Source organism: Streptomyces sp. FXJ1.172, from assembly GCF_001636945.3.
In the GTDB taxonomy this organism is placed as follows: Bacteria; Actinomycetota; Actinomycetes; order Streptomycetales; family Streptomycetaceae; genus Streptomyces.
The window spans coordinates 6,610,929-6,636,396 of the sequence record NZ_CP119133.2 but is presented as its reverse complement, the minus strand read 5'-3'; the positions used below and the strand labels follow the sequence as shown (position 1 = coordinate 6,636,396).

The window sequence follows — 25,468 nt, the reverse complement described above, 5'->3', positions numbered from 1 at the left end:
AACCACAGGAGGGGCCTCGTGCTTGAGCCCGCGTACCAGGTGGACGTCGTCATCGTGGGAGCCGGAATCGCCGGACTCTCGGCGGCTCATCGGCTCACCAGCGCAGGAGTAACGACCGCAGTCCTGGAGGCCGCCCCCTACGTGGGCGGCCGTATGTCGACCGAGAAGGTCGACGGCTTCCGGCTCGACCGCATCGGACAACTGCTGTCCTCGTCCTACCCCGAACTCCGGCTCACCCCGGGCCTGGACTCGCTGGCCCTGCGCCGCTTCGCGCCGGGCGTCCTGCTGCACCGCGACGGACGGACCCAGCGCGCGGGCGCGCCGGCAGCCGGAGGGAGCGCACGGGGCGCACTCCATGCGGTGCGCGCCCTTGCAAGCGCCCCCAGGGGCGCGGCGGCGGCTCCCGGCCGGGTCGGCACGCCGGTGGGCGGCGCGATGGACCAGGCCCGGCTGGGCGCCGCGCTCGGCCGGATCGCCGCCACCCCGCTCGAGCGCCTCCTGTCCCGCCCGGAGATGCCCGCCGCCCAGGCCCTCACCCAGCGCGGGGTGCCGGCCCGCACCGTCGAGGGCTTTCTGCGCCCGCTGCTCGCCACGCTGCTGTGCGACCCGGAGCTGACCACCTCCAGCCGGTGCGCCGACCTCGCGCTGCGCGCCTTCGCGAGCGGCCGGCTGTGCGTGCCGGAGGGCGGCGCGGACGTGCTGCCGGAGCTGCTGGCGCGGGCGCTGCCGCCCGGCACCGTGCACACCGGGGTGCGCGTGACGTCGGTGTGCACCACCTCGGTGAACACCGCCGAGCACGGGGAGATCCGCTGCCGGGCGGTGCTGCTGGCGACGGACGCGCGGGCCGCGGCGGAACTGCTGCCGGGCCTCAGGGTCCCGGACTTCCATCCGGTGACCGTGGTCCACCACACCACCGACGACGCCTCGGCCACGTTCGCCACGGGCACCTCGCTGCTGCTGGACGCCGACCGGGGCGGACCGGTGGCGCACACGGCGGTGCTCAGCAACGTGGACCCGAGCCGGGCGCCGGTCGGCCGGGTGCTGATCTCCTCGACGGTGCTGGGGCCGCCGCCGCAGGGCGTGGACACCGCCGTCCGCATCCACCTCTCCCGGCTGTACGGCACCTCGACGCGCCGCTGGGAGACGCTGGCCGTGCACCACACGCCGGAGGCGGTGCCGGCCATGCGCCCACCGCACGACCTGCGCCGCCCGGTGCGCCTCCTGGCGGGCCTGTACGTCTGCGGCGACCACCGCGACACCAGCACGGTCCAGGGCGCGCTGCACTCGGCCCACAGGGCCGCGGCCGCGATCCTGGCGGACCTGGGCGCGGCGGGGTCGATGCACGGCGCGGATCCGGCACCGACGCTGCCGAGGGCGGCGTGAGGCGCCCCGGGAAGGCGCGGGAGAGGTGGGCACGGTGAGCTAACCCAACGCCGCCACCTTCTCCCGGTAACCCCTGGCCGGCGCCGCGTCCTTGTACGGCTCCAGGCGGCGCTCGAAGTCCTTCACGTACTCGATCGCGCGGGCGCTGCGCATCTCCGCGGCCTGGCCGGCGGCCTCCGCGGCCAGCGTGCAGGCCTGGTCGAGTTCGCCGAGGCCGAGGCGGGCCGTGGCGAGGACGACCCGGCAGAAGAGACGGCTGCGGGCGAAGGAGGGCGCGCGGAGCTGGAGGGAGCGCTCGGCGTGCTGGGCGGCGGCCCGGAACTGCTGCAGATCCCGGTGGCAGTGCCCGAACTCGTCGGCGAGCTGCGCCTCGTCGAAGAACTTGGCCCAGTACGGCACGTCGTCCCCGGGCCGGGCCGCCTCCAGGGCGCGCTCGGCCCGGACCAGCGCCGCGGTGCACGCCCGCACCTCGCCCAGCACCCCGTGCGCCCGCGCCTCGGACGCGTGCAGCAGCGCCTGGACGACCGGCGTGGCACCGGTGCCCACCCCCTGCTGGGCCACCCGGGCCAGCTGCACGGCCTCCCTGCCGTGCCCGAGGTAGACGGCCTGGCGGCTCATGGTGACCAGGACGTAGGAGCCGTACGCCCGGTCGCCGGCCGCCTGGGCGAGCCGCAGGGCCTGCACGAAGTAGCGCTGGGCGAGCCCGTGCGCGGCGATGTCGTACGACGTCCAGCCGGCCAGCCGGGTCAGGTCGGCGGCGGCGCCGAACAGGCGGCGGCCGGTCTGCTCGTCGTAGCTGCCGCGCAGCATCGGCTCGCACTCGTGCTCCAGGTAGCGCACGAGGGCCTGGCGGGCGTGGCCGCCGCCGAAGCGGTCGTCGAGGGTGCGGAACAGCTCGCCCACCGAGCGGAGCGCCGCGATGTCACCGCTGGAGACCTTGTGCCCGGGGGCGCGCTCGCCGTTCCCGCGCGCCCGGGGCGGGGCGAGCGGCAGGGGCTTCACCGGGCCCGGGCGGCCCTGCGTGGGCACCCGGGGCACCGGGTCCCGGGCCACCTTGTCGTCTGGCTTGCCGATCAGCCAGTCCCGGCTGGGCACGACCAGCCCCGCCGGGGTGAAGGCGATCTTGCGCAGCTCGGCGTGGCTGCCGGAGTCCTTGCGCCACAGCCCGCTGACGATGTCGACGGCCTCCTCCGGGGTGGCCGCGAACTCCAGCCCGGCATAGACCGGCGCGCACGCGTCCAGGCCGAGGTCCTGGGCGGTGAGCCGGCGCCCGAGGCGGCGCGTGAACACCTCGGCGATCAGGGCGGGTGTGGTACCCCGGGGCTGCTGGCCGCGCAGCCAGCGGGTGACCGAGGTCTTGTCGTATCTGAGGTCCAGTCCGTGCTCCAGGCCGAGCTGGTCGACGCGACGGGCCAGACCCGCGTTGGAGAACCCCGCCTCTGCGATGAGCGCGGCGAGCTGGCGGTTGGGGGTGCGCTGCGCGGGTCGGTCCGTCATCTGCGGTGCGGTCTCCTGCCTTCCGGGCCTCTGAAGTGCCCGGTTTGCCTTTGAGCAGCCCTTATGGCCTCACGAACGGCGCGAATGTAGCGGAGAGTGAGTGCACGATCACACATTCCGCCGTGTATTCATCCGATCGTGTGAGAAACGCCCGTAGGGCTGACGTACTCCGGTCGGACGTACAGTGGCGTGGGCGCGTTACGTGCCTGACACACCGATGGCTCGGTCGCTGAGGGAGGCGCTTGCCGTGAGTGAGTTGCGGTTCGTCCGCATGGGGTTCGGTGCGGATGCCGTCGATTACCAGGAGGCCTGGGACGAGCAGCGCCGGGTGCACGCGGCCCGGTTCACCGACGAGGTCCCGGACACCGTGCTGTTCCTCGAGCACCCTCCCGTGTACACGGCGGGCCGGCGTACCGCGCCCGAAGAGCGCCCGCTGGACGGCACCCCCGTGATCGACGTGGACCGCGGCGGCAAGATCACCTGGCACGGCCCGGGCCAGCTGGTGGGCTACCCGATCCAGAAGCTGCCCCGCCCGGTGGACGTGGTCGCGCACCTGCGCCGCCTCGAGGACGCGATGATCCGGGTGTGCGCCGAGTTCGGCATCGAGACCTCCCGGGTCGAGGGCCGCGCCGGCGTCTGGGTGCTCGGCGACCCGGTCGAGCAGCGCCCGGCATTCGGAGGACTCACGCTCGACTTCGACCCGCGCGCCAACGACCCCGAGTTCGACCCCCGGCTCAACGGCCCCGAGTACGCGCCCTCGAACGCGGGCCAGCGTCGCGAGGACCGCAAGATCTGCGCCATGGGCATCCGCGTCGCCAAGGGCGTCACGATGCACGGCTTCGCCCTGAACGTGAATCCGGACACCTCGAACTTCGACAAGATCATCCCGTGTGGCATCCGCGACGCGGGCGTCACCTCCCTCTCGTACGAACTCGGCCGCGAGGTGACCATCGACGAGGTGCTGCCGATCGCCGAGAAACACCTGCAAGACGTCCTCGGGAACGCGGAGCCGAAGCCGCGGCTGATCGAGAAGGCCCCCGCCTGAATCGGGAATGAGGCCTGCATCCGCGAGGTTGGCCTCAGCGGGAGGGCGCATTTAGCACGGGCGTAGGCTGGTGTGCGCCGAAGAATCGAAGATTACGCGAAGTCGAACAGCAGGGAGCCGGTCGTGTCCGCAGTCGCACCCGACGGACGCAAGATGCTGCGCCTGGAGGTCCGCAACAGCCAGACCCCCATCGAGCGCAAGCCCGAGTGGATCAAGACCCGGGCGAAAATGGGTCCCGAGTACACGAAGATGCAGAACCTGGTGAAGGGCGAGGGCCTGCACACGGTCTGCCAGGAAGCCGGCTGCCCGAACATCTACGAGTGCTGGGAGGACCGCGAGGCGACCTTCCTCATCGGCGGCGACCAGTGCACCCGGCGCTGCGACTTCTGCCAGATCGACACCGGCAAGCCCGAGGCCCTGGACCGCGACGAGCCGCGCCGCGTCGGTGAGTCCGTGGTCACGATGGACCTGAACTACGCCACCATCACCGGCGTCGCCCGCGACGACCTGGAGGACGGCGGCGCCTGGCTGTACGCCGAGACGGTGCGCCAGATCCACCAGCAGACGGCGCAGCGCGAGGGCGGCCGCACGAAGGTCGAGCTGCTGGCTCCCGACTTCAACGCCGTCCCGGAGCAGCTGGCCGAGGTCTTCGCCGCCCGCCCCGAGGTCTTCGCGCACAACGTCGAGACGGTCCCGCGGATCTTCAAGCGCATCCGCCCCGGCTTCCGCTACGAGCGTTCCCTGAAGGTCATCACCGAGGCCCGCGACTTCGGCCTCGTGACCAAGTCGAACCTGATCCTCGGCATGGGCGAGACCCGCGAGGAGGTCAGCGAGGCACTGAAGCAGCTGCACGACGCGGGCTGCGAGCTGGTCACCATCACCCAGTACCTGCGCCCCTCCGTCCGGCACCACCCCGTCGAGCGCTGGGTCAAGCCGCAGGAGTTCGTGGAGCTGAAGGAGGAGGCCGAGCAGATCGGCTTCTCCGGCGTGATGTCCGGCCCGCTCGTGCGATCCTCGTACCGGGCCGGGCGGCTGTACCGGATGGCCGTCGAGAAGCGTGGCGCGTACATCGCCTCGCAGGCGGTGTGACAGCCGGCCGGCGGCGCCCGTGACAGGGCGTGTGTGAATTCGCGCACAAGCTGTTACCGGCCAGTAATGGCCGGTACGACGCGGTCCTGACCGTCCTCGCTGATGAGGGCGCCCATCAGGGCCGCGTCAGTGTTTGGGCGCTCCCCGTCAAGGTTTCATCGGTGTTTGACCGGTCGGTCACGCCCTGGTAACACCAAACAGTGACTCTGGTATCACGCCTCGTACACCACCCGCCGCCGCCCCGAGGGGGGACCTCGAACATGCAGGCCGCGCCCGTACGCGCCACCGCCATTCCGTCCTTCACCGACGCTCTGCGCGCCGTCGAGTCGCTGCTCATGAGCAGCGGTCAGCGCACCGCCCGCCGCAACGCCTGGACCTCCGTGCTGGAGGACCGCCGCCGGGCCAAGGACCGGGTCGAGGCGCAGCGCGTGCTGGAGCAGGCCGCGCACCGCTCCTGACGCATTCCGCCGCGGGCACTGCCGTCGTCGGCACTCCCGGGGCCACGTAGACTTCGTGCCATGGCGAGGAAGGAAACCGCGGCGGACGCCGCGAACGCAGGGCGACTGAAGCAGATCGCTCTCACGTACAAGATGACCCGTAAGGCCGACAAGAAGATCGGTCTTGTACTCGGAGCCGTCGGCATCGGCACCCTCGCTGTCTTCCTCGCGATCGGCTTCCTGATCGGCCACCCGGTCTACCTGGGCATCTTCGGCCTGCTGATCGCCCTGCTGGCGACCGCGATCGTGTTCGGCCGCCGGGCCGAGCGCGCCGCCTTCGGCCAGATGGAGGGTCAGCCGGGCGCCGCGGCCGCAGTGCTGGACAACGTCGGCCGGGGCTGGACGACCACGCCGGCGGTGGCCATGAACCGCAGCCAGGACGTGGTGCACCGGGCGGTCGGCAAGGCCGGCATCGTGCTGGTCGCCGAGGGCAACCCGAACCGGGTCAAGGGCCTGCTGGCCGCCGAGAAGAAGAAGATGAACCGCATCGTGGCCGACGTCCCGGTGCACGACGTCATCGTGGGCAACGGCGAGGGCCTGGTCGAGCTGAAGAAGCTGCGTACGACCATGCTGAAGTTCCCGCGCGTGCTCACCGGCCCCCAGGTCACGGCCACCAACGACCGGCTGCGGGCCATGGGCGACCTGATGAGCAACATGCCGCTGCCGAAGGGCCCCATGCCCAAGGGCATGCGCATGCCGAAGGGCCGCTGAGCCCCGTGCCGGCGGCCGCCGGTCAGTTCAGCGACCGGAACTCCCGCTCGCAGTAGACCATCGGCGACCCCTCGCCCAGCCGCACTCCCGTTACCCGGCCGATCAGGATCGTGTGATCCCCGGCCGGGTAACGCGCGTATGCGGCACAGTCCAGCTGCACCGGCGCCTGCACCACCGTCGGCAGCCCGGCCGGGCTCGGCTGCAGCAGGCCGTCGGCGAACTTGTCCGCGCCCTTGGTGGCGAACCGCAGCGCCAGGTGCTGGTGCTCCGGGGCCAGCACGCTCACCGCGAAGTGGTCGCAGCGCGCGAAGACCAGCGCCGAGTCGGCCAGGTCCGACAGGCACACGAGGACCAGCGGCGGTTCCAGCGAGACCGAGCAGAAGGAGCTGGCCGTGAAGCCGCGCGGGGTGCCGTCCTCACAGTGGGCGGTCACCACCACCACGCCCGACGGAAAGCGCGCCATGGCGTCCCGGAACTCCTCAGGAGACACCTCGGCCGCCATCACGTCCTGAGCATCGGTCATAGCGCGCACCACCTGTCCCGCGACGTCGGGCCCGACGACCGTCCGTGTCCGGACGGTCACGGCCACCGATCATGACTATGCCGCCGGTGGCGGTGCCGGGCAACCGGACCGGCGCCGTTCAGATCCGTACTTCGACGGTCTGCGCCAGCCGGTCGTGCAGGCCACGGCCGTCCCGGTCCCAGACCAGCGCCGGGATGGCGAGGCACAGCAGGACCGTGCGCACCAGGGCGCGCACCGGGTGGACCATGCCGGTCCGCAGGGCCACGACCCGGATACCGAACAGTCGCTTGCCCGGGGTGAAGCCGATCGTGCCGACGGTCAGGGCGCTCAGGGCGAAGAAGACACCGAGGGCCCAGTTGCTCGTCGCCTGGCTGTAGCCGTGGGTGATCAGGCCGTATGCGATCAAGACGCACAGGGCCCAGTCCACGGCGAGTGCGCCGAGCCGCCGGCCGGGCCGTGCGATCGAATTCGGCCCCTGCTCCGGCAGACCGAGCTGCTGGCCCCGGTAACCGAAGTCGGCACCGGCCTCTTCCAGAGCCTCGCGGGGCCCGGAGAGCCATGATCCGATTACACGCCTGTTGTCCACCCGTCAAAGGTACTGTGCCCGGCCGTGGCCTCTTCGCGGAGGGGTGTGTCGGGGCTACGGTGGACACGTGGCCGGTTAACTTCTGCGAAACAAACGGGTCACGCCCGAGAAATCACCCGTCCCTAGGGTCGAGACCAGCGTGTGCCACCGCACTGGCCGCACGAACGATCTACCACCCCGGCGAGGACGGTCGGGAGTAGGAGGAGCTGGATGTTCCAGAACGCCGACGAGGCCAAGAAGTTCATCGCGGACGAGGACGTCAAGTTCGTCGACGTCCGCTTCTGCGACCTGCCGGGCGTCATGCAGCACTTCACGGTGCCCGTTGAGGCGTTCGACCCGGACGAGGAGCTGGCCTTCGACGGATCGTCGATCCGTGGTTTCCAGGCCATCCACGAGTCCGACATGGCTCTGCGTGCCGACCTGTCCACCGCCCGTGTGGACCCGTTCCGCCGGGACAAGACCCTCAACATCAACTTCTTCATCCACGACCCGATCACGGGCGAGCAGTACTCCCGTGACCCCCGCAACGTGGCGAAGAAGGCCGAGGCCTACCTCGCGTCGACCGGTATCGCGGACACCGCGTACTTCGGTCCCGAGGCCGAGTTCTACGTCTTCGACAGCGTGCGTTTCGCCACCTCGGCGAACGAGTCCTTCTACCACATCGACTCCGAGGCGGGTGCCTGGAACACCGGCGCCCTCGAGGACAACCGTGGTTACAAGGTCCGCTACAAGGGCGGCTACTTCCCGGTCCCGCCGGTCGACCACTTCGCCGACCTGCGCGCCGAGATCTCCCTGGAGCTGGAGAAGAACGGCCTGAAGGTCGAGCGCCAGCACCACGAGGTGGGCACCGCCGGCCAGGCCGAGATCAACTACAAGTTCAACACGCTGCTCGCGGCCGCCGACGACCTGCAGCTCTTCAAGTACATCGTGAAGAACGTGGCCTGGCGCAACGGCAAGACCGCGACCTTCATGCCGAAGCCGATCTTCGGCGACAACGGCTCGGGCATGCACGTGCACCAGTCGCTGTGGAGCAACGGCGACCCGCTGTTCTACGACGAGGCCGGTTACGCGGGCCTGTCGGACACCGCCCGCTACTACATCGGCGGCATCCTCAAGCACGCCCCGTCGCTGCTGGCCTTCACCAACCCGACGGTGAACTCGTACCACCGTCTGGTGCCGGGCTTCGAGGCGCCGATCAACCTGGTGTACTCGCAGCGCAACCGCTCCGCGGCCATGCGTATCCCGATCACGGGCTCCAACCCGAAGGCCAAGCGCGTCGAGTTCCGCGCCCCGGACTCCTCCGGCAACCCGTACCTGGCCTTCTCGGCCCTGCTCCTCGCGGGTCTGGACGGCATCAAGAACAAGATCGAGCCGGCCGAGCCGATCGACAAGGACCTGTACGAGCTGGCTCCCGAGGAGCACGCGAACGTCGCCCAGGTCCCGACCTCGCTCCCGGCCGTCCTCGACTCGCTCGAGGCCGACCACGAGTTCCTGCTCCAGGGCGACGTGTTCACCCCGGACCTGATCGAGACGTGGATCGACTTCAAGCGCACCAACGAGATCGCGCCGCTCCAGCTGCGTCCGCACCCGCACGAGTTCGAGCTGTACTTCGACGTGTGATATCGCCCCAGGTGAGAGCGGGTAACCGCTCCCCTGGGCCGTCTGTGGGCCGTCGGCCGTGTCCTTCCTCGCTGGAAGGACACGGCCGACGGCCCGTTTCAGACCCTGCGCCGCGAACGGCTGTCGAGGACTACGACCCCGCCGCCGCTCCCGTCAATGCATCGGCTTCGCCGAGGTCGGTGTCCGCGTCCGATGCTCCGAACGCGGCATCGATGGCCCTACGGGCACGGTCCTGGCTGTTCGGCATCAGATGCGTGTACGTCCGGAGGGTGAAACCCGGATCGGAGTGACCGAGGTACTCGGCCAGGGCCTTGATGTTCTCCCCCGAGTCCAGCAGCACCGACGCGTAGTAGTGCCGCAATGCGTGCATGCCATGCTCACGTGACGGCTTGAACCGCTCCCCCGGTGCCCGCTCCGGGATGACGCCGGCAGCAATCAGGGCGGGCTTCCACAGATACATGTTGAAGTAGTTCCTGTTCAGCGCCTTACGCTCCCGCGAATAGAACAGCAATTTTGCTGTGACGGGCGGGCCGTCCGGGGTCTTCCACGGCAACGTGACGTCGATAGGTGGCCGGCGGGTGATGTGGGCCGCAAGGGCATCCGAGACCACGCCGGGCAGCGGCACGTCTCGAAGCTTGCCGCCCTTGGGCGGGGCGAAAACCATGTGCCGGCCAACCAGCTTGACCTGGCGCACGACGTGCACAACTCCCTCCACGAAGTCGACTTCGTCGAGGGCAAGCCCAAAGATCTCGCCCTGTCGTAGACCGCACCCGGCACCGACGTCGACGACCGTGGCGTACTGGCTCGGCAGCCCATCCCGAACAACGATCACCCGGTCACGTGTCCACGGCTTGATCTTCCGCCGATCCAGCTTGGGTGCCCGCACGGAGCCTGCTCGGCAGGGGTTCCGGGCCAGGATGCCGTCGTCCACGGCGGCGCCGAACACGGCGGAGACGTTCGCGAAGACCGTCCGCTGATACGAAGCTGCCATCCCGGAGTCTGCTAGGGCCCGTGCCCAGGTACGGATATGGGCGGGCTGGAACGCGCTGAGCGAGCGAGAGCCGATGTAGGGGAAGGCGTGCAGCCGGAACCTCAGCTCCATGTTCACGATGGTGGAGGGGTCCGTGGTCTGGGATGCCAGCCACTGAGTGGCAAAGTCCTTGAACGTCACCCTGCCGGCCGACGGATCTACGTACTGGCCACGGTTCATGTCGGCCGCGATCTGCGTCAGCCACGCCTCTGCAAGTCGCTTCTGTTTGTCGGGGAAGGACTTGCTGCGTTCGCTCCCGTCCGGGGCGACGTAGCGGGCCCGGTAGCGCAAGCCCGTCCCGTATCGGTCGGTCTTTACCCTGATCGTCCTGCCGTTGGATGCCGTCTCGGTCTTGTACCAACGATCCTGGATGTGGCCAGCCATATGGCGACGTCCTCTCGACATGCAGCAGGGAGAGCCGCCCGCGGCGGCTCTCCCTGCTCTGTGGGATGGATTGGCTAAGCGGCGCCCTGGCCGACGCTCTTGCGCTGTATGACGTAGGCGCGCACGTCAGCCGGGTCGTAACGGAGGTGCTTGCCGATACGGAAGCCGGGCGGACCTGTGCGCTTCCTGCGCCACTGGTAGACGGTTTCGAGCGGCACGCCGAACATGTCGGCGATGTCGTCCGGGGTGAGGTACCGGTCTGGGAGACCGCCGCGAAGGGTCGCGCGGGGGTCGCTCGCGGCAACGGTTGGCACGTTGAGACCTCCTGAGAGGCGGAGCCTGCGAATTGACTTGGCTTCGGTGCTCAGCCGCCCGCTTCTGTCCGAAGTGGCGATTTCTGCGTCACCGCGTCATCTGCGTCGTACGCGGCTCTGACCTGCCAATATCCGTGACGCAAGGGGCGGGGGCGCGTCATCCGGTGACGCAGGCTTTCGTCCCCGGTGACGCGTGTGACGCGGGGTGACGCAGGTGACGCCTGGTTGCGTCACCGCTCTATCGGCTGGTCACGGGCCGTTTGCCGTCCTTGCGTGACGCAGGTGACGCAGCGTCTCTCTACTTCGGACAAGAGAGGGTGGTGTCTGTTGTGGTGCGGTGCGGCTCAGAGCGTGAAGAGGAGCCGCGTTGCGGCACGCCTATTGGCGGCGGCGTTGCCGCCGAATAGCAAGAAGAGCACGCGGCGCCGGGTGCTCTTCTTGCTTGTGCGGCGTCCGGCGGCTGGTCAGAACGCCGGTTGCTGCTCGTGCGGGGACAGCGTGGCCGAGGACCGGGTCATTTGGATGTACCGGGCTTCTCGGGTGCGGCCCCAGTCGATCAGGACGCCTCGGGCGGCGAGGGTGGGTTGGAGACGCTTGAGACGGTCAGAGAGCACCTTTCCGGTGGTCGGCCACCCTTTGGGTAGGGGGCGGCACTCCTCGCCGCTGTAGAGCCCGGAGAGGCCGTGCAGCCACTCGGAAGAGGTCATCCGCTGCTCTGCCCCCGGCTCCAGGCCGGCGGCGTGCTTGAGCACCGTCTGCGCCAACAGGTCGCCCTCGATCACGTCGTCGTTGAGGTCGTCCAGGCTGGCCCGGTAGGCGGCGAGCGCGCCGAACCCGGTGGCAGCGTCGAGCTGGGCGCACAGGTGGGCGAAGTCGGCCATGCGCAGGTCGGTCGGGATGTCTGCCTCGGCTGCGCGAACCTTGACCGTGAGGTCGAGCAGGGACCCGAGGATGACCGGCAGCGCCTCGGCGTACTCGGCCCACAGTTCCGCTTCCGTGCGCCGGACCTTGGGCCGCTCCAACCGGAGCGGCAGGAGCCGCTCCGCGAGGTCGGGCTTGATGACACCCACGTCGATGCCGGTCAGGAGCAGGGGGCGGCGGTAGCACACGCGGAAAACGTCCCCGTCGGTGAACAGGGCGCGTTTGACGTCCTCCGCTCCGGTGACGATGCGGCACATGGCGTCGGACAGGTCCGGGGGCATGTGGGAGAGGTTGTCCAGGGCAGTGACCCATCCAGCCGCTACGGTCGTGGTCAGGTTCTCTTCGTCCTTCGGGGCGCGGCGCAGGTCCCCGCTCATGCCCTCAATCACCCGAACGAGCATCCGCCCGCCAGTGGACTTGCCCGCGCCCTGCGGCCCGGTGAGGAACGGTGCAGGCACAGGGACGGAGGGACCGAGGCAGCCGATGAGCCACGCGATGGCCAGGCACTCGGTCTCCGCGTTGGCGAAGTTGCACAGCCTCAGCAGGAGGTCGATGCCCTTGCCGTCGGTTTCCTTGGCTGGCAGGGGCAGCTCTCCGGTGAGCTGGGTGCGCCGCCAGCACACCTCGCGCGGGTCGGGGACGGCGATGTCCCAGCCGGCGGGGTGGATGCGGACGGACTGCCCGTCGCTACGCCCAAGGTCCAGCCAGGTCGCCCCGTCGAATCCGGGAGCGACCCGGATGTGCACGGGCTGAACGTCCTCGGTCAGCGCGAGCGCTTCGATCAAGTCCAAGGCCTCCTTCAGCGCGGTGCCGGTGAACACGCCGAGCCCGTCCTTGAACAGGCCGACCATGAGTTCCTGTCGGTGGCTGCCCGTGGTGCCCTGCGAGCGCATCGGACGGGCCACGGGGTGGCCGTTCTTCTGCGCGTACACGGTGCCGTCGGCGGTGCGGAAGTACCGGAAGTGCGCTTGCGCGTAGTCGGTGATGATCTCGCGGGCCGGGGTCTTGTCGTCGTCAGCCACGGTCACAGTCCCAAACTTGTACGGGCGTTGGTCCATGCGTCGGTGCAGTGCCGGGGCGACTCGCCTTTGGCCTGCGCGGCTGCGAACAGCCGGGCGACGTGGGCGTCGGTGAGGCAGCCGCACCGGCCGTGCGTGGACAGCACGGCCAGGAAGGTGCGGTAGACCGTGTTGTGCACGCCGCTGGTGGCCTCGGTGATGCCCTGCTCCGCCATGGCGATGCCGCGTTCGAGGTAGGTGGGCGTGCGGTGAGGGCACTCCGCGCTTCCGGCCGGTGCGGTCGCGGTGATGGTTGGCGATGCGGGCCGAACCGTGGCGGGCCTGCTGACGACCAGCGTGCGCACGGCATCCGGCAGGTAGGCCATGGTGCCGGTGCCGAACCCGAGCCAGCGGGCGTAGGCCATGGTGGATTTGATGTCCACGCCGGGGCGTACGGCGTTCGCGGACTGCATCGCACCGAGGTAGAGCCAGTGCTCACCCCGGCTGGTGGGCACGACTTGTGTGGTCGGTAGATTCTCGCGGGCCCACGCGATCGCGTCGGCGTTGTCCAGGTCGACGACCGTCAGCCCGGCCCCGCCGGGGTGGTAGGCGACCGCTTCGGCTTGCAGCCATGCACGGCGCCAGAGCCCGGAGCTGATGACGTGCGGGGCGGTGGTCGCGGCGGCCCACGCGTGGCAGGGGCCGGGGCAGTTGCACGGTCCGGGGTTCTTCATGTTGGGCCGGCCGCCGCAGGCGTTGTCCGCGCAGCGGCGGCAGTTGCCGAATGGGACCTTGCCCGCCCGCAGCGGCAGAACGGGAATCCGCGAGGCGGCCAGTTCGAGCGCGGTGCGCAGGCGCTCGTTCATGCCGCCACCTCCAGCGCGGCCTGTGTGAGGAAGGCGCGGCCGATGTGCTCGGTGTAGGTGGGCGGGATGGCCTCGGTCAGTTCCTCGCGCACGTCGGTCCAGTCGATGCCGAGAGCCGCTTGCAGCTCGGGCACGGTGGGCTTGCCTCCGCACGAGAACAGATCCAGCAGTAACAGCCGGTCGCTGTCTCGCCGAATGTCGGTCGGTTGCGTCATGCTGGGAGACCTCCAATGGTCTGTTGAGGACTGGAGACAGGGGCGGCCCCGGACTTTGGCGAGACGGGGGCCGCCCTTGGCGTAGTTAGCCGTAGAAGTGGCTGCGCTTGATCACGGCCTTACGGATGTTGACCGTGGTCCCGGCCCCCTGAGTGACGGCGCGGCTGGGGGCACGGAGGGCGAGGAGGATCACGGCGAGCCAGAACACGACGCCGGAGCCGAAACCGGTCGCGGCATCGATGACTTCGGCAGCGCCGTAGCCGACGCCGGCCGCGAGGGCACCGCCGCCGATGCCTGCGGCGAGGAGGCGCTGCGCGATGGGGTCCAGCAGGGGCAGCGGGGTCAGGTCGCGCGGTTCCGGCATGGGCATCGGGGGCGGGGCGAGGTGCTTGGGCATGGGGACCATGCGGCCGTAGGCGTCGGGCACCCACACCACCGGCCCGCGGTCTTGGGACAGCTCGATCGCGGTCATGGTCGGCTCGTACGGGGTGAGGGCTGCGGGGTGGTGGGTTGTGAGGGCGGTGGGCTGCTCGGGGTGGGACATGACACGTTCCTCCGGGTGAGGCGCGGGCCCGCGCGAGTGTCAGGCGGGTGTTAGGGGTGTCAGGCGGGGGCGTCACGCGGTTCTGACAGCGGGTTTGCCTAGGGGTTTGGGTGTCAGGCGGGGTGTGACGGTGTTAGGTGTCAGGCGGCCGTCAGGGCGGGGACGATGCGCCACCGGCCGGTGGTGTTCGTCGGCTCCAGACGGCCGTCCTGCGCGGCTTCCTTCAGCCGGGCGGAGACCCACGGGCGGGAGAGGTTGTGCCGGTCGCACCAGTCCATGAAGTCCTTCGGGCCCACGATCATCTGCCCGTTGGACTCGAACTCCTCCAGCGCTTGTGCGAACAGGCGTCGGGCTTCCTCGGGGGAGGGCTTGTGGCCGGTGTCCTGTCCGAAGATCGGGGTGTCGTCGCCCTGCTCGGAGCCGGGGAGGTCGGCTTCGGGGTCGATGTCGGTGTCCTCGGGGTCCACCAGCCGCCCGGTGTCGTCCATGTCGTCCTCCCTGACCGCGCGCAGCGGCGCGGGCTGCTCGACGCCGGGCACGGCCCGACCGGTGTAGGCGCGGCCGGCCACGCTGGAGGCAGAGCCGGAGGTGATCGGGTCGGCGCTGGCGCCGTTGCGCTGGGCCCACTGGGCCAGCAGCTCCATGACGTTCGTGGCCCGGTGGCTGAAGCGGAAAGTGCGGGCCGGGGAGGCGTAGCGGTCCTCGGGGATGCCGGGTGAGACGACGTAGCAGTAGCCGGGCCGCCGGTTGCCCCACGCCCCCGGATGTGCGCCAGCAGCCAGTACCTCGTCCGGCAGGACGAATCCCTCGTCGCGTGGGTCGCAGCCGAGTGCGATCACGGAGGGGAGGGAGGCGCGGGTGGAGGTGGACATCTGGTCGTAGGAGGGCCGCTGGAGCGAGACGACCAGGGAGACGCCCGCCGACCGGGCTTCCTGGGCGATGCCAGTGAACGCGTCGTCGCCCATCTTGCGCAGCGTGTTGGCGGCTTCCTCGAACCAGGTGACCAGGAACGGCATCCCCGCGCATCCGCACGACCGGCCGTCGGGGCGGCAGGTGTGCTGGCTGCTGGTCTGCTGCTCGGCGGCCTGGGGTACCCACTGCCGATAGCCGTGGGCGCCCAGCCACCGCGTCCGGGCGGGGATGACCGCCTCGACGGCGGCCACCATGACCTCTGTCGGGGTCCCACCCTCGGCGGCCCAGTCCAGGCCCGGCCGCAGCGGGGCGAAGTCCTGGAAGGCCTTGGGGTCGGAGAACCACACGATCACGTCCCGCCGGGACAGGATCTCCGTGAGCAGGTTCAGGGCGGTCTCGCCCTTGCCGGACCCGGTACCACCCGCGATCAGGCCGTGGGTGGAGTTGCGCCCCGTCTCCGGGTCACCGGGCAACCACATCACGAGCGGGGAGCCGTCGTCGTAGCGGCCGATGACCAGCGGTTCGGCGATCGAGCCGCCCAGGTTCGACGGCCCCTGCCACTCCACCACCTCAGCGAGCATGTCCTCAGGGACGATGACCAGCTCTCCACGACGCGAAGAGCCGGGGTCGGGGTTGTAGCGGACGGCGGACGTGGGCAGGTCCAGGGCGGACGCGATCCGGCCCAGGCTCTTGGCCACATCGTCGTTGGTCTGCTCCCCGGCCTCCACCGCGAGCGGGGCGGTAACCCGGTTCGGCTCGACCTTCGCCGCACCGAGCTGCGCGCGGGCCAGACCGACCTTCTCCAGCAGGCCCTTGTCGGAGCCTTCCCCACTGGTGTTGTCGGGGGTGTGCCGCAGGACCATGCGGATGTTCCACGACAGGGCGAGTGCGGGCCCGCCCATCAGGTACAGGTCACCGACCGGACTGGCCGTGGGTCCGGCGAGGCAGGCGGCGGTCAGCCAGGCGGAGCCTGCGGCCACGGTGATGGCCGAGTGCAGGCGCCGCTGCTGGCTGGTCGACTTCCCCGCCCACCACGTCGCCCCCGTGAGAGCCACGGAGGCGAGGGTGAGGCCGACGCCGGCGGCGGCACTGTCGGCCCACCGCCAGTTGCCAAGAGCCCCGGCCACACCAGTGCCGACCCAGCCCAGCCACGGGGGCAGGTGGGGCTTGGCACGGTGCAGCAGGTACCTGCCGACCCCGCCCGCGTCCGAGCCGCCCTGCAGCTGGAGTTCGAGCAGCTCGGCCACCTGCCGCTGTGCGCTGCGCTCGACCATCACGAACCTCCCTTTACTGCTGGGCCCAGTTGATGACCGGCTGCTGCGGCCGGCGGGCACGGTGACGGACGCGGTTGATCTCTTCCTCGTATTCCTGCTGGAAGGTCGAGTAGCAGGCGGCGGCGTTCTTCGCGGCGTCCCGCAGGGCGTCGGCGGACTTCTGCATCTTGCGGGCCACCTTCGACGCACGGGCCCGCGAGCCGAACGGCCGCCCCTCCGGGTCCGGCACGGCCGCCAGGACGCCCTTGAGGATCTCGGAAGCCATGGCCACCTCAATGGACAGCGTCACCGCCGAGGCGCGCAGGCTGTTGCAGTACTCCCGGACCTGGGCCGGAGAGGTGAACTCCGGGGCCGGCAGCAGCACCTGCCCGCCGCCACCTGCGCCGCTCGTGGCGGCGGGGACGCCGTTGCTGGTCTTGTTGGCGTTGATGTTGACGGTGAAGCCCGGCGCGAACGATGCGCCGAAGTGCTTGCTGTTCACCGAGCCCTTGGCGAACGAGCCGTTGGCTCCGTCGATGAGCGGCCGGCCCGCGTGCTGAGCCTCCCGGTAGCGCCGGTTCGCGGCCCGATTGGCGGATCCGTTGTCTGCCATCTGGCGATCTCCTCAGGTCAGTGTGAGCGGCGGACGATGAGCCAGGCGGTCTGCGCGGTCAGCCAGATCAGGAGCCAGATCAGCTCCAGCGGGCCGGCCAGCGGGCCGAACCCTGCGGCGAGCGCCGCCCAGGCGAGGGCGACGGTGGCCAGGACAGTCAGCCCGGCGCGCCAGGCGAGCACCGAGGTGCGGGCGGGGCGGCGGCGCTGCATGACGAGCAGCCACAGCACCGGCAGAGCGGCCAGCGGGGCGAGCAGCAGGCCGGACCACCAGGCGATCGAGTGCAGGATCGCGGTCACGACGAGGGCCAGCAGACCCAGAGCGGTGGGGGCGAGAGCGACGCGGAAGCGCCACAGCATCCGCCCGGCGAAGCCGAGTGCCTCGCGGGTAAGGGACGGGCTTTCGGGGACGACGACCACGAACGGCTGCGTGGCGCGGCGACCGCGCTGGCGCGGGATACGGACGGTGTGGATGCCCGCGGCCGTCTTCGCGCCGCGAGTTCGGGTACGACTGGACACAGCAGTACTCCCAGGAAGGTGAAGGGATCAGGCGGCGCGCTGTTCTTCGGCGGCCATGCAAAGGCCGCAGATGCCGTGTCGGGTCGACAGGCAGTAGCTGTAGGTGATGCGGCAGCGCGGGCAGGTGCGGCGGGCGAGCATCGCCAGCGCCAGCGCACCCCACTTGCGCGACGTCATCGGCCGGACCGGCTTGGCCAGCTCCTCCCGGTAGAGGTAGGCGACCCGGACCGTGCCGCAGCGCCGGTTGACGCGCATGAGCTGTGCGGCGACCGGCTGACCGCCCGGCCGTAAGCCACGGGCCCGCAGTTGCCGGCGGGTGGCGTAGCCGTCCGGGGCCATCCGCCACGGGTAGGTAGGCACCCCATAACGGGCCCCGGTCGGGTCGAAACAGCGGGCGTAGGCGGTCGGCATCAGACCACCGCCCCGGCCGGTTCACCCTCGCGGGCCGCACTCTGGGCGCGGGCTTCCTTGATCCGCTCGGCCACCCAGCCGACGGACCAGCCGGTGTCCTCGGCGAGCTGCCGCACCGAGAACTGCCCGAACCGCAGCGCGATGTACGCCCGCGCCTGCTCCTCGGGCATCTTGCCCGTGAACGAGTGCGCCGGACTGTTCACGCTCGCGTTCACGGCCCGCTCGACCGACGCCACGCTCGGTCGCCCGTCGGCGGTCTCAGGCTTCGGCGTGGCCTGCGTAACGGCCCGCTGTGCGCGCGGTGAACGCTCCTGCTGCTCCTGCCGTTCACCGTGCAGCGCCTCAGCCCCTTGCTGCTCCTCGCGGCGCACACGCTCTTCGTATTCGCGCTGCTCACGCCGCATCTCCGCCTCACGGTCAAGGCGTTCACGCTCCAGACGCGCCTCATGCTCGCGCTGCGCGGCCCGCTCGGCGGCCTCCCGCTCGGCCCGCTCCCGCTCCAGCCGCTCGGCGTGCTCACGCACCGACTGTTCACGGCGTTCACGCTCACGGCGCTCGCGTTCACGCTCCTCACGCTCACACTGTTCACGCGCCTCCTGCTCGGCGGCCCGTGAACGCTCGATCCGCTCCAGCGCCCGCCCGATGGCCCGCCGGTAAGCAAGCCCAGCCTCGGCGGTGACGATCAGCAGCAGCGGCGCCACCGAATGAACGGCCCCGCCGACCAGATCGCGCTTGAGGACACTGTCGCCGGTGTTGAGTAGCAGGGTCATCAGCCCGGTCATCCACCGCAGCACCGCCGGCCACGCCCCCGACTGTCCGCCCAGGCGGGCCACGGTCGCATCCAGGCGGACCACGATCACCACGGCCGCGTCCACGACCAACGGCAGGATTGGGGCCGTCCAGGCCCAGTCGGCCGGGGTGACCCGTTCCACCAGCGGCGTGACGGTGAGGACGGAGAACAGCACGGCGCCGGCGGTGATGGCCCAGGTTCCGGCAGCGAGCGTCTTCTCTGCGGACTGGACCTGCGCCGGGGTCAGCGCCTCCTTCACGCGCCGACCCCCGTTACGGCGATGCCCCGGTTGGTGAGTTCAAGCCGCGCGGCCAGCGCCCGACGGCGGGCCCGGCGCAGCCGGCGCTCGTCCAGCTCGGTCGGCGTGCGGTCGAGGGTGGTGATGTGCGCGTCCAGCAGCTCGATGTCCGCGAGGATGACCGGCATCTCCGTGTCGATCGCATCCAGCTCCGCGTCCGTCGGCTCCATCCAGTCGGCGAAGGCGGTAACAGCGTCCTGAACAGTGACGATGTGCTCCATTGGGTCGTGGTCTCCCTTGCAGGTGGAACGGCCCGAACAGCACCCCTCGGAGTTGGCCCTCCGGGGGGTGCGTGCCGTTGGTGTGGTGATTAGCCGCGCACCATGCGCGGCACGGCCGCTCAAGCGGCGGCCAGAGTGCCCCGGACCGGACTCGAACCGGTCAGGCTGCCTACGGGGCCCGCGATCTTTGCCCTTGTCTCACCGCACGCATGGGTCACTTGTCCGCCCTGTAGGGGCGGCATGGGAGAAGGTGCTTGCTGCTCGTGCGGCAGGGCCTGCGGCTTGTCGCTGTTGCCTGATGCTTCTGACGGCCGCTCTTCCCGTGTGCAGGTTGCGGTGCGCCCTCTGTTGAGTTCTCAACCAACTGCGCTTCCTTCGTACTCACCCCGCCTGAGCTGGGCTTTCCTCCGGGCGTACCTGTATGGCAGAACCGTACGTGACACCTCATCCGACTTGTCTGGAGGAGTGCCCTGGGCAAGAGATTGCACGAGCGGTGCTTGGAGAGTCAAGCCCCCTGGTCTAACTTGTACGGAGGAGTCGGAGCAGAGGGGACGCCGTGGCCGTACGACGAGGCATGACGAAGGCTCAGGAAATCGCCTATGAGCTGCGCGAACAGATCCAGTCCGGCAGATTGGCGCCAGGTGAGGCCCTGCCCAGCGAATCCAAGATGATGAGCCACTACGGCTACAGCCGCGAGACCATCCGCGCCGGCGTACGCCTCTTGATTGAAGAGGGCTTGGTCGTCGCGGGACAGGGACAGGGGAAATACGTCCGGGAGGACTACCCCCCTGTCGTTTGGAACTGGACGACTCTGGAGAGTCGGTCTCGCCATGCCAACGCGGTCGAAGGGCGTACCGCCGGCGACCAGTGGGCGAGCGTGATCGCGGAGAACGGGAACGCGCCCCGCCAAGAGATCACGGTGTCGATCGTTGTGCCACCGCCCCACGTCCGAGAGCGTCTTGGGCTCCCCGAAGACGGATTGGCTGTGGCGCGGAAGCGCGTCCGGTTCATAGACAACCGGCCGTATGCACTCGCCGACTCGTACTTCCCTCAGGAACTCGTGTCCGGCACGCCCCTGATGGAGCCCCGAGACGTCTCCGCGCCCGGCGGCATCCTCGCGTCCGTAGGACTCGTGCAAGCCAAGTACGTGGACGAAATCTCAGTCCGTATGCCGACTCACCAGGAAGCAGAGCAACTTGGTCTTCCCGCAGCTACTCCAGTCGCAGAGCACACCCGAACGGGCTATGACGCGGACGATCGCCCCCTCCGCTGCATGGTCACCATCCTCCCCGGAGACAGGCACAAGATCCTCTATGAAGTCAGCACGGACTGAGTACCTTCGCCCTGCAGCGGCGGAGGACGTACCCGCCCTCTTGGCTCTACGTGCAGAGGCCGAAGGGTGGCTGCGTACCAAGGGAACCGATCAATGGAGCGACCCAGAGACCGGCGAGCGCGCTATCTCGAAGTGGCGCGCGAGCATAGATGAGGGGCGCGCATGGGTCGTCGTCGGCGAGCATGACGAGGTGCTTGCCACCGTCAGCCGTGGCCCTGTCGACCGTGACTTCTGGACCGATGCCGACCGTCCCGAAACGGCGCTGTACCTCTACAAGCTGATCGTTGCCCGAGAGGCGTCCGGCCGGCAGCTCGGAACACGGGTCATCGACTGGATGTCGCGCCTTGCCGCCCTGGAAGGACGAGCCTGGGTTCGCATCGACACGTGGCGTACGAACACCGGGCTGCATGCCTACTACGAACGGTTGGGGTTCCAGTACGTACGCACCGAGGCACCGTCCCACAGGCGCTCCGGGTGGCTCGCTCAGCGTCGGGCCGGAGAGGTAGCCCTGCCGCATGACCTGTTGCCTGTTGGGCCCGGCGAGGGATGCCACGGGGACGGGACAATCCTCCCCGACGTGCCGCACCAGAGGGCAGACGCAGGGGCAAATGACGACGTGACCAGCGGAAATGGGACGACGCCCTGATCCGCCAGGTCGAGGCGACGGACCCAACCGGCCGTCGCAGGCCCCGGTACAAATCCGGCGACGACGCAACGGTGGCGTTCTGCCAGTGGTGACCGACCACCGGCCATCCGTTGAGCGTCCAGGCGGCGCGTCTGGCAGGAGATTTGGATAGGAGCATCGAATGGCAGGATCTAATCGAGATGACTTCTCAGCGCCAGTCAAGAGAGAAACCGCAGCGCGAGCAGGAAACAGATGCAGTAATCCTACGTGCAGACTGCTCACGAATCGCCCCGACCCTTCTAACGTCGACAAGTCACTCAACCTCGGCGTGGCTTCCCACATCCGCGCAGCCAGCCCCGGAGGTCCCCGCTATGACGGCAGCATGTCGACAGCGGAGCGGAAGTCTGCAGAGAACGCCATCTGGCTCTGCCTGAGCTGCTCTAAAGTAATCGACTCATCGCCCGACGCATTTACTGTGGATGGACTTCTCGCCTGGAAACGGCACGCAGAGATAGCCGCGACCCGAGATTCCAAGGTCACAGGCGATCACATCGGTGCCCTTCTCGTCTACATCAAGGCTGTACGGCTGGAGATCATTCGATTCGTAGAGATCTGGCAGACCAGCGATCCTGTCAACGTGCCGCACTGGCAAGGCGTCGATAAATCAGATAAACCTGCCCTCGAAGCAGCATTCGAAGCATTTACACAAAGGACCGTGAAGCACATGTGGCAGATGCGGGCGGCGTTTAGATCGGAGGTCCTACCCCTTATTGCTTCCGCTCACAAATCAGCCGAAGTCATCCTTGGAGCCGACAACACAGATGTCGCAGCCCTCACGGATGCACTCAGGGTGCCAGACACGAACTATTTCTCGATCCTGAGGTGCGAAACGGCCCTTGGAAGCGTCCACGACACTTTGGCGCTGAGGTAAGCCACTAGGGGGGCGGCACAATGCTCGACCGCCAAGCCGTACACGACTCGGCCGCGGTGTAGCCCACGGGCGCACCTTCTGGGCCGTCTCTGGGCCGTCCGGGGACGGCCAACGACTGCCAACAACGACAGACAACGACAGTGTTAGCGCTGGTCAGAACGGCTCCGCGAGCAAGGCTCCGAGGTAGCGGCGCCACAACATCACTTCTTCGACGTGTGACAGACGGATCCCCTGGGATCAGCAGGCCCCTCGGCTCGTGCCGGGGGGCTTGCGTCGTCCATGGCTACGACGACTCTGCGTGGCCTCAACGGCTTCGATCAGACCCCGGCCTCGCTCGCCGATTCGACCCTGATCCTCATCGACCACCGCCCAGGGCGCCTTCCTGCGCGGCAACCGGCCGACCGTCGTCGCCAACGCCTGCGCGACCCGGCCACTGCACACCGCCGTCGCCGAGGTGTCCGCCGAGCACCTCCACCACAGCGCGCTCGCGACGATCGCGGACCTCTACAGCATCGTCGTCCCGTCGGTCGAGTCGCTCGGCTGACCGCTCACTCGTCCGGCGTCTCCGGCACGCGCCAGACGATCCGGAACCGCTCGGCCTCGGGCAGGCCGAACGGGCCCACCGGGCTGATCTGCTTGATCAGATAGCCGAAGACCATGTGATGCGCGTCCTCCGAGACCTCGTCCCAGGTGTCCGGAGTCACGATCATCACCTCGCGCATGAGGCTCAGGTCCGACTCGTTCTCCAGCATCTCCGCCCGGTCGTCCCGGTCCATCGTCTCGTCGGCACGCATGGCGAGGATCGACTCCGCGAGGAGGTTGGGCTCGCGGCCGAGGCGCCGGAGGATCTCCCGGCAGCCGTACCGGAACGCCGCGTACGCCTCCATGGCCTCCCGGTCAGGATTCCGGTAGCCGTAGGGCGCGCCCTCCTCGGCCCCCACATAGTCGCCCTTGAGCGTGTGCAGCAGCACCCGCAGCGCGTGTTCGGCTCCCTGCTCCTCGATGAACCTCGCCATCGCGCGGACCCACTGGTCCTCCGACACGAGCGGCTCGTGCGGAGCGGCGAGCGAGGGATGGATCTCGATGGCGCTGAAGGGATTGATCAACGCTCCCATGACCAGCTCCGGGGTCCACCTGCCGTCCTCGCCGCCCCAGCCGCCGTTGAGCAGCTCCTGGAACGACTTCAGCGCGCCCGACTCCCCTTCGTGGATCGCGCGCCACAGCGGCAGGAACCGGGCGGTCTCGGAGCGCTCGTCCCGGGACGGGCTGCACCGCCCGGCCAGGACCATGACGATGTCGTGGACGGTTTCCCAGCGCGGCACGCGTATCCCGTTGACGGCGGACCGCACGCTCTCATGGCTGGCGTTCGACAACCGGTCCTCGCGGCCCCGGATGAGCGTGCTCACCTTCCGGAAGCCCAGCCAGCCCGCAGCGCGGTGCAGTTCCTGCAGCGCTTCGACCAACTCCTGGTGCGGGCCCGCCGGTTGGGGCGAGTCGGTGGAGGCAGACACCTGAACTCCTCCCCTTGGGGGTGTCATGTTCGCCAACACCGTAGAAGCCGCAGGCCAGGACGGAGTCAACTTTCGTCAAGTTCGCCGTCCCGCCCGCCAAACCGTGACTCGCGGCCCAGCGGCGAGGTGAGCATGAACAGGGCGCCGACGGAGCGCCTTCGCCGAGGAGTTGCGCGCATGCACATCCCTGCGTACGCCCATGCCACGATCCGTGCCGCGCTGCCAGGCCGGCCCACCTCCCGCCAGGCCGGCGGCCTCCACTGCTGTCTGTGCGACGAGCCGTTCCACGAGGACCTGGCACCGATACCGCTCGGCCCGACACCGACGTCCGGGCTGTTCGGATGCCGTCCCTGTCTGCCCCGGCTGGTGGCACGGGCACGTCGGTCACGCGATGCCCGGCTGGTCCGGGACGCCGAACGGGTGAGGACCGAGGCGGCCCTGTGGGAGGCGAGGCGCGAGCGGTATCTGACCGGTCTCACGAGGGTGCGCGAGGCCGCCGAGGCCGTCGCCCGGCTCGCGGACGAGGGGACCGTGGAGCCGCTGCGGATCGCCTGGCTCTACGTGTCCCTGGAGTCGGCGTACGCCTGGGCCGCCGAGGACACCCCCGAGCCGCCGGAGTCCGTCGGCCCGGACGACCCGGCTCTGAAGGACGAGGACTTCCGCCTGGGTCTGGAGATGATCTGCGCACGCGAGTCGGTCGCGCACCGGCTCGCCTACCACGTGATCAACGAGGGCGCGCCCGCCGATCCGGAATCCTGCGCGGAGCTGGAATGCCCCGAGGACTGCTCCGGACGGCACGACACCGAACACCTCGACTGCGGACCCGACGCGATCTTCGAGGACCTCGCGGAGCACGGGGTCCGGATCGAGCGCCCGCAGCACGGCCCCGTGCCGGTGTCGGTGCCGGACCGGCCGGTGCGCACGGTGGACAGCGAGGGTCTGATCACCGTACTGACGGGAGCCGGTGTCGCCGCGGACGACCCGGAAGTTCTGGTCGGTGCGGGGGCGGCCGGGCTCGTCGACATGGCCTGGCGGTACGGGCCGCTGGAGGAGATCCGCGAGGCGGACGGCGGGCCGAGTGACGGCGAGATCCTCGCGCAGGGCGCCGACCTGCACCGCCGGGCCCGGGCCGCCCTGCTCGCCGCCCGGGAGGAGGGGCCCGAGGCACTGCTCGCCTTCCAGGCCGTCGCCTCGGACGTGGATCTGCCGTGGGCCGGGGGTTCGCGCTTCACGCTGCGGGGCAGTGGCGCCCAGACCGAGGAGTTCGTGCGGAAGACCGGCGACTGGGTCCGGTACATGGCGAAGGTGATGCGCGAGCAGGGCTGGCGGGCGGGCGTGCTGCTCTCGGCCGCCTCAGCGGCGCCCCTGGGTGCCGCCTGCTTCGGCATGCCGGGCTGGGCCGCCGTGGTGGCCTCTGTCATGGAGCGGCTCGCCGCCCTGGACCGCTCGGACGCGCCCGCCGCCCTCGCCGACCTCCCCGCCGTCGAGGCCGCGCTGCTCGCGGCGCCGGACCGGCTGGGCGTGGCCGCCCTCGACTGGCTGGCCGGCCGCGGCCTGCTCGGCGTGTGACCGCGGGGGCGCGACGGTGAGCTGGGACGACATCACGCTGACGGTCCTCGCCACGTTCGGGTGCGTCACGCTGCTGCTCGCGCAGATCGACGACGTACTCGGCAGGCTGCCGCGAATCATCCGGGCCTGGCGCCGGGTACGACGGGAGCTGGACGACACCGGTGAGGGGCCTCCGGGCGGTCCTGACGCGGGGTGAGGGCAACCTTTTGCGCTTCCCAGACTTCCTATCTTCGGGAGATCATCCCATCTGACCCTGCCGG

Annotated in this window: 26 protein-coding genes and 2 pseudogenes; 12 read left to right on the top strand and 16 right to left on the bottom strand. The window is 69.8% G+C overall.

The genetic code is table 11. From position 1 onward, the window contains the following. Positions 1-18: 18 nt before the first annotated feature. Positions 19-1,383: an NAD(P)/FAD-dependent oxidoreductase gene (locus A6P39_RS29755; protein ID WP_067053136.1), complete on the top strand. Its 1,365-nt coding sequence runs from the start codon at positions 19-21 to the stop codon at positions 1,381-1,383. A gap of 39 nt (positions 1,384-1,422) precedes the next feature. On the opposite strand, the gene A6P39_RS29750 is transcribed toward A6P39_RS29755, so the two are convergent. Continuing rightward, entirely contained in the window at positions 1,423-2,880 is a 1,458-nt protein-coding gene (locus A6P39_RS29750) for a regulator (protein ID WP_067053133.1), read from the bottom strand. Between the two features lie 247 nt (positions 2,881-3,127). Between A6P39_RS29750 and lipB the strand changes: the two genes are divergently transcribed. From lipB to A6P39_RS29730, 4 genes are all read left to right on the top strand, one after another. Then, positions 3,128-3,925 carry a lipoyl(octanoyl) transferase LipB gene (gene lipB, locus A6P39_RS29745; RefSeq protein ID WP_067053130.1) on the top strand — a complete coding sequence of 266 codons (798 nt, stop codon included), beginning with the start codon at positions 3,128-3,130 and terminating at the stop codon, positions 3,923-3,925. Between the two features lie 123 nt (positions 3,926-4,048). Continuing rightward, positions 4,049-5,014 (top strand): lipoyl synthase, encoded by a 966-nt coding sequence (lipA, locus tag A6P39_RS29740; protein WP_067053127.1) that lies wholly within the window; start codon positions 4,049-4,051, stop codon positions 5,012-5,014. A 260-nt stretch (positions 5,015-5,274) separates the two neighbouring features. After that, positions 5,275-5,472: an SCO2195 family GlnR-regulated protein gene (locus A6P39_RS29735; protein ID WP_067053124.1), complete on the top strand. Its 198-nt coding sequence runs from the start codon at positions 5,275-5,277 to the stop codon at positions 5,470-5,472. A 60-nt stretch (positions 5,473-5,532) separates the two neighbouring features. Beyond that, a complete protein-coding gene (locus A6P39_RS29730; RefSeq protein ID WP_067053121.1) occupies positions 5,533-6,222 on the top strand; it encodes a DUF4191 domain-containing protein in 690 nt (229 codons plus the stop codon). 22 nt (positions 6,223-6,244) lie between these two features. On the opposite strand, the gene A6P39_RS29725 is transcribed toward A6P39_RS29730, so the two are convergent. Both A6P39_RS29725 and A6P39_RS29720 read right to left on the bottom strand, forming a co-directional pair. After that, positions 6,245-6,745 (bottom strand): flavin reductase family protein, encoded by a 501-nt coding sequence (locus A6P39_RS29725; protein ID WP_079133705.1) that lies wholly within the window; start codon positions 6,743-6,745, stop codon positions 6,245-6,247. Between the two features lie 118 nt (positions 6,746-6,863). Continuing rightward, positions 6,864-7,331 carry an RDD family protein gene (locus tag A6P39_RS29720; protein ID WP_067053118.1) on the bottom strand — a complete coding sequence of 156 codons (468 nt, stop codon included), beginning with the start codon at positions 7,329-7,331 and terminating at the stop codon, positions 6,864-6,866. Positions 7,332-7,541: 210 nt separating this feature from the next. Between A6P39_RS29720 and glnA the strand changes: the two genes are divergently transcribed. Further along, positions 7,542-8,951 (top strand): type I glutamate--ammonia ligase, encoded by a 1,410-nt coding sequence (gene glnA, locus A6P39_RS29715; protein WP_067053116.1) that lies wholly within the window; start codon positions 7,542-7,544, stop codon positions 8,949-8,951. Positions 8,952-9,081: 130 nt separating this feature from the next. On the opposite strand, the gene A6P39_RS29710 is transcribed toward glnA, so the two are convergent. From A6P39_RS29710 to A6P39_RS29655, 12 genes and pseudogenes are all read right to left on the bottom strand, one after another. After that, positions 9,082-10,365 (bottom strand): tyrosine-type recombinase/integrase, encoded by a 1,284-nt coding sequence (locus tag A6P39_RS29710; protein WP_067053113.1) that lies wholly within the window; start codon positions 10,363-10,365, stop codon positions 9,082-9,084. Between the two features lie 74 nt (positions 10,366-10,439). Further along, the gene (locus A6P39_RS29705) at positions 10,440-10,679 is read right to left on the bottom strand and encodes a helix-turn-helix domain-containing protein (protein ID WP_067053110.1); all 240 of its coding nucleotides are present in this window, start codon (positions 10,677-10,679) and stop codon (positions 10,440-10,442) included. A gap of 464 nt (positions 10,680-11,143) precedes the next feature. Then, complete coding sequence (locus tag A6P39_RS29700; protein ID WP_067053203.1) at positions 11,144-12,622, bottom strand: ATP-binding protein; 1,479 nt, start codon at positions 12,620-12,622, stop codon at positions 11,144-11,146. A 2-nt stretch (positions 12,623-12,624) separates the two neighbouring features. After that, positions 12,625-13,464: a bifunctional DNA primase/polymerase gene (locus A6P39_RS29695; protein ID WP_067053107.1), complete on the bottom strand. Its 840-nt coding sequence runs from the start codon at positions 13,462-13,464 to the stop codon at positions 12,625-12,627. Next, a pseudogene (locus A6P39_RS29690) lies at positions 13,461-13,613 on the bottom strand (DNA methylase); the annotation flags it as partial. The gene A6P39_RS29695 and the pseudogene A6P39_RS29690, both read right to left, overlap by 4 nt. 151 nt (positions 13,614-13,764) lie before the next feature. Further along, on the bottom strand, positions 13,765-14,223 hold the full coding sequence (locus A6P39_RS29685; RefSeq protein WP_067053101.1) for a hypothetical protein: 459 nt from the start codon (positions 14,221-14,223) through the stop codon (positions 13,765-13,767). 140 nt (positions 14,224-14,363) lie between these two features. Further along, on the bottom strand, positions 14,364-16,409 hold the full coding sequence (gene traB / locus A6P39_RS29680) for a plasmid transfer protein TraB (protein ID WP_199840963.1): 2,046 nt from the start codon (positions 16,407-16,409) through the stop codon (positions 14,364-14,366). 13 nt (positions 16,410-16,422) lie between these two features. Further along, positions 16,423-17,001, bottom strand: a complete 579-nt coding sequence (traA, locus tag A6P39_RS29675) for a plasmid transfer protein TraA (protein WP_107304477.1) — start codon at positions 16,999-17,001, stop codon at positions 16,423-16,425. Positions 17,002-17,018: 17 nt separating this feature from the next. Then, positions 17,019-17,519, bottom strand: coding sequence for a hypothetical protein (locus A6P39_RS29670; RefSeq protein WP_067053098.1), 501 nt, complete (start codon positions 17,517-17,519; stop codon positions 17,019-17,021). 27 nt (positions 17,520-17,546) lie between these two features. Next, the gene (locus tag A6P39_RS29665) at positions 17,547-17,930 is read right to left on the bottom strand and encodes an RRQRL motif-containing zinc-binding protein (protein WP_067053095.1); all 384 of its coding nucleotides are present in this window, start codon (positions 17,928-17,930) and stop codon (positions 17,547-17,549) included. Further along, complete coding sequence (locus A6P39_RS29660; protein ID WP_067053091.1) at positions 17,930-18,979, bottom strand: DUF2637 domain-containing protein; 1,050 nt, start codon at positions 18,977-18,979, stop codon at positions 17,930-17,932. The genes A6P39_RS29665 and A6P39_RS29660 overlap by 1 nt, the downstream gene beginning before the upstream one ends. Then, positions 18,976-19,239, bottom strand: a complete 264-nt coding sequence (locus A6P39_RS29655) for a DUF6284 family protein (protein WP_067053088.1) — start codon at positions 19,237-19,239, stop codon at positions 18,976-18,978. Before A6P39_RS29655 ends, A6P39_RS29660 begins: the two co-directional genes overlap by 4 nt. Positions 19,240-19,813: 574 nt before the next feature. On the opposite strand from A6P39_RS29655, the gene A6P39_RS29650 reads away from it, so the two are divergent. The 4 genes and pseudogenes from A6P39_RS29650 to A6P39_RS29635 all read left to right on the top strand — a co-directional run. Continuing rightward, positions 19,814-20,572 carry a GntR family transcriptional regulator gene (locus A6P39_RS29650; protein ID WP_067053085.1) on the top strand — a complete coding sequence of 253 codons (759 nt, stop codon included), beginning with the start codon at positions 19,814-19,816 and terminating at the stop codon, positions 20,570-20,572. Then, a complete protein-coding gene (locus tag A6P39_RS29645) occupies positions 20,553-21,218 on the top strand; it encodes a GNAT family N-acetyltransferase (protein WP_079133702.1) in 666 nt (221 codons plus the stop codon). Before A6P39_RS29650 ends, A6P39_RS29645 begins: the two co-directional genes overlap by 20 nt. Before the next feature lie 361 nt (positions 21,219-21,579). Then, positions 21,580-22,128: a hypothetical protein gene (locus A6P39_RS29640; RefSeq protein WP_159396167.1), complete on the top strand. Its 549-nt coding sequence runs from the start codon at positions 21,580-21,582 to the stop codon at positions 22,126-22,128. Positions 22,129-22,492: 364 nt separating this feature from the next. Beyond that, a pseudogene (locus tag A6P39_RS29635) lies at positions 22,493-22,672 on the top strand (cysteine hydrolase); the annotation flags it as partial. Positions 22,673-22,676: 4 nt separating this feature from the next. Here the strand turns inward: A6P39_RS29635 and A6P39_RS29630 are convergent. Next, positions 22,677-23,639 carry a hypothetical protein gene (locus A6P39_RS29630; protein WP_107304476.1) on the bottom strand — a complete coding sequence of 321 codons (963 nt, stop codon included), beginning with the start codon at positions 23,637-23,639 and terminating at the stop codon, positions 22,677-22,679. A gap of 177 nt (positions 23,640-23,816) precedes the next feature. Between A6P39_RS29630 and A6P39_RS29625 the strand changes: the two genes are divergently transcribed. Both A6P39_RS29625 and A6P39_RS29620 read left to right on the top strand, forming a co-directional pair. After that, positions 23,817-25,208 (top strand): hypothetical protein, encoded by a 1,392-nt coding sequence (locus A6P39_RS29625; RefSeq protein ID WP_067053079.1) that lies wholly within the window; start codon positions 23,817-23,819, stop codon positions 25,206-25,208. A gap of 16 nt (positions 25,209-25,224) precedes the next feature. Beyond that, the gene (locus A6P39_RS29620; RefSeq protein WP_067053076.1) at positions 25,225-25,404 is read left to right on the top strand and encodes a hypothetical protein; all 180 of its coding nucleotides are present in this window, start codon (positions 25,225-25,227) and stop codon (positions 25,402-25,404) included. Positions 25,405-25,468: the final 64 nt, after the last annotated feature.

Coding starts and splice junctions, on each gene's coding strand:
- A6P39_RS29710 (WP_067053113.1), bottom strand. CDS start 10,365: ATGGCTGGCCACATCCAGGATCGTTGGTACAAGACCGAGACGGCATCC.
- A6P39_RS29695 (WP_067053107.1), bottom strand. CDS start 13,464: ATGAACGAGCGCCTGCGCACCGCGCTCGAACTGGCCGCCTCGCGGATT.
- glnA (WP_067053116.1), top strand. CDS start 7,542: ATGTTCCAGAACGCCGACGAGGCCAAGAAGTTCATCGCGGACGAGGAC.
- A6P39_RS29730 (WP_067053121.1), top strand. CDS start 5,533: ATGGCGAGGAAGGAAACCGCGGCGGACGCCGCGAACGCAGGGCGACTG.
- traB (WP_199840963.1), bottom strand. CDS start 16,409: ATGGTCGAGCGCAGCGCACAGCGGCAGGTGGCCGAGCTGCTCGAACTC.
- A6P39_RS29685 (WP_067053101.1), bottom strand. CDS start 14,223: ATGTCCCACCCCGAGCAGCCCACCGCCCTCACAACCCACCACCCCGCA.
- A6P39_RS29750 (WP_067053133.1), bottom strand. CDS start 2,880: ATGACGGACCGACCCGCGCAGCGCACCCCCAACCGCCAGCTCGCCGCG.
- A6P39_RS29625 (WP_067053079.1), top strand. CDS start 23,817: ATGCACATCCCTGCGTACGCCCATGCCACGATCCGTGCCGCGCTGCCA.
- A6P39_RS29655 (WP_067053088.1), bottom strand. CDS start 19,239: ATGGAGCACATCGTCACTGTTCAGGACGCTGTTACCGCCTTCGCCGAC.
- A6P39_RS29725 (WP_079133705.1), bottom strand. CDS start 6,745: ATGACCGATGCTCAGGACGTGATGGCGGCCGAGGTGTCTCCTGAGGAG.
- A6P39_RS29650 (WP_067053085.1), top strand. CDS start 19,814: ATGACGAAGGCTCAGGAAATCGCCTATGAGCTGCGCGAACAGATCCAG.
- A6P39_RS29645 (WP_079133702.1), top strand. CDS start 20,553: ATGAAGTCAGCACGGACTGAGTACCTTCGCCCTGCAGCGGCGGAGGAC.
- A6P39_RS29640 (WP_159396167.1), top strand. CDS start 21,580: ATGTCGACAGCGGAGCGGAAGTCTGCAGAGAACGCCATCTGGCTCTGC.
- A6P39_RS29735 (WP_067053124.1), top strand. CDS start 5,275: ATGCAGGCCGCGCCCGTACGCGCCACCGCCATTCCGTCCTTCACCGAC.
- traA (WP_107304477.1), bottom strand. CDS start 17,001: ATGGCAGACAACGGATCCGCCAATCGGGCCGCGAACCGGCGCTACCGG.
- A6P39_RS29665 (WP_067053095.1), bottom strand. CDS start 17,930: ATGCCGACCGCCTACGCCCGCTGTTTCGACCCGACCGGGGCCCGTTAT.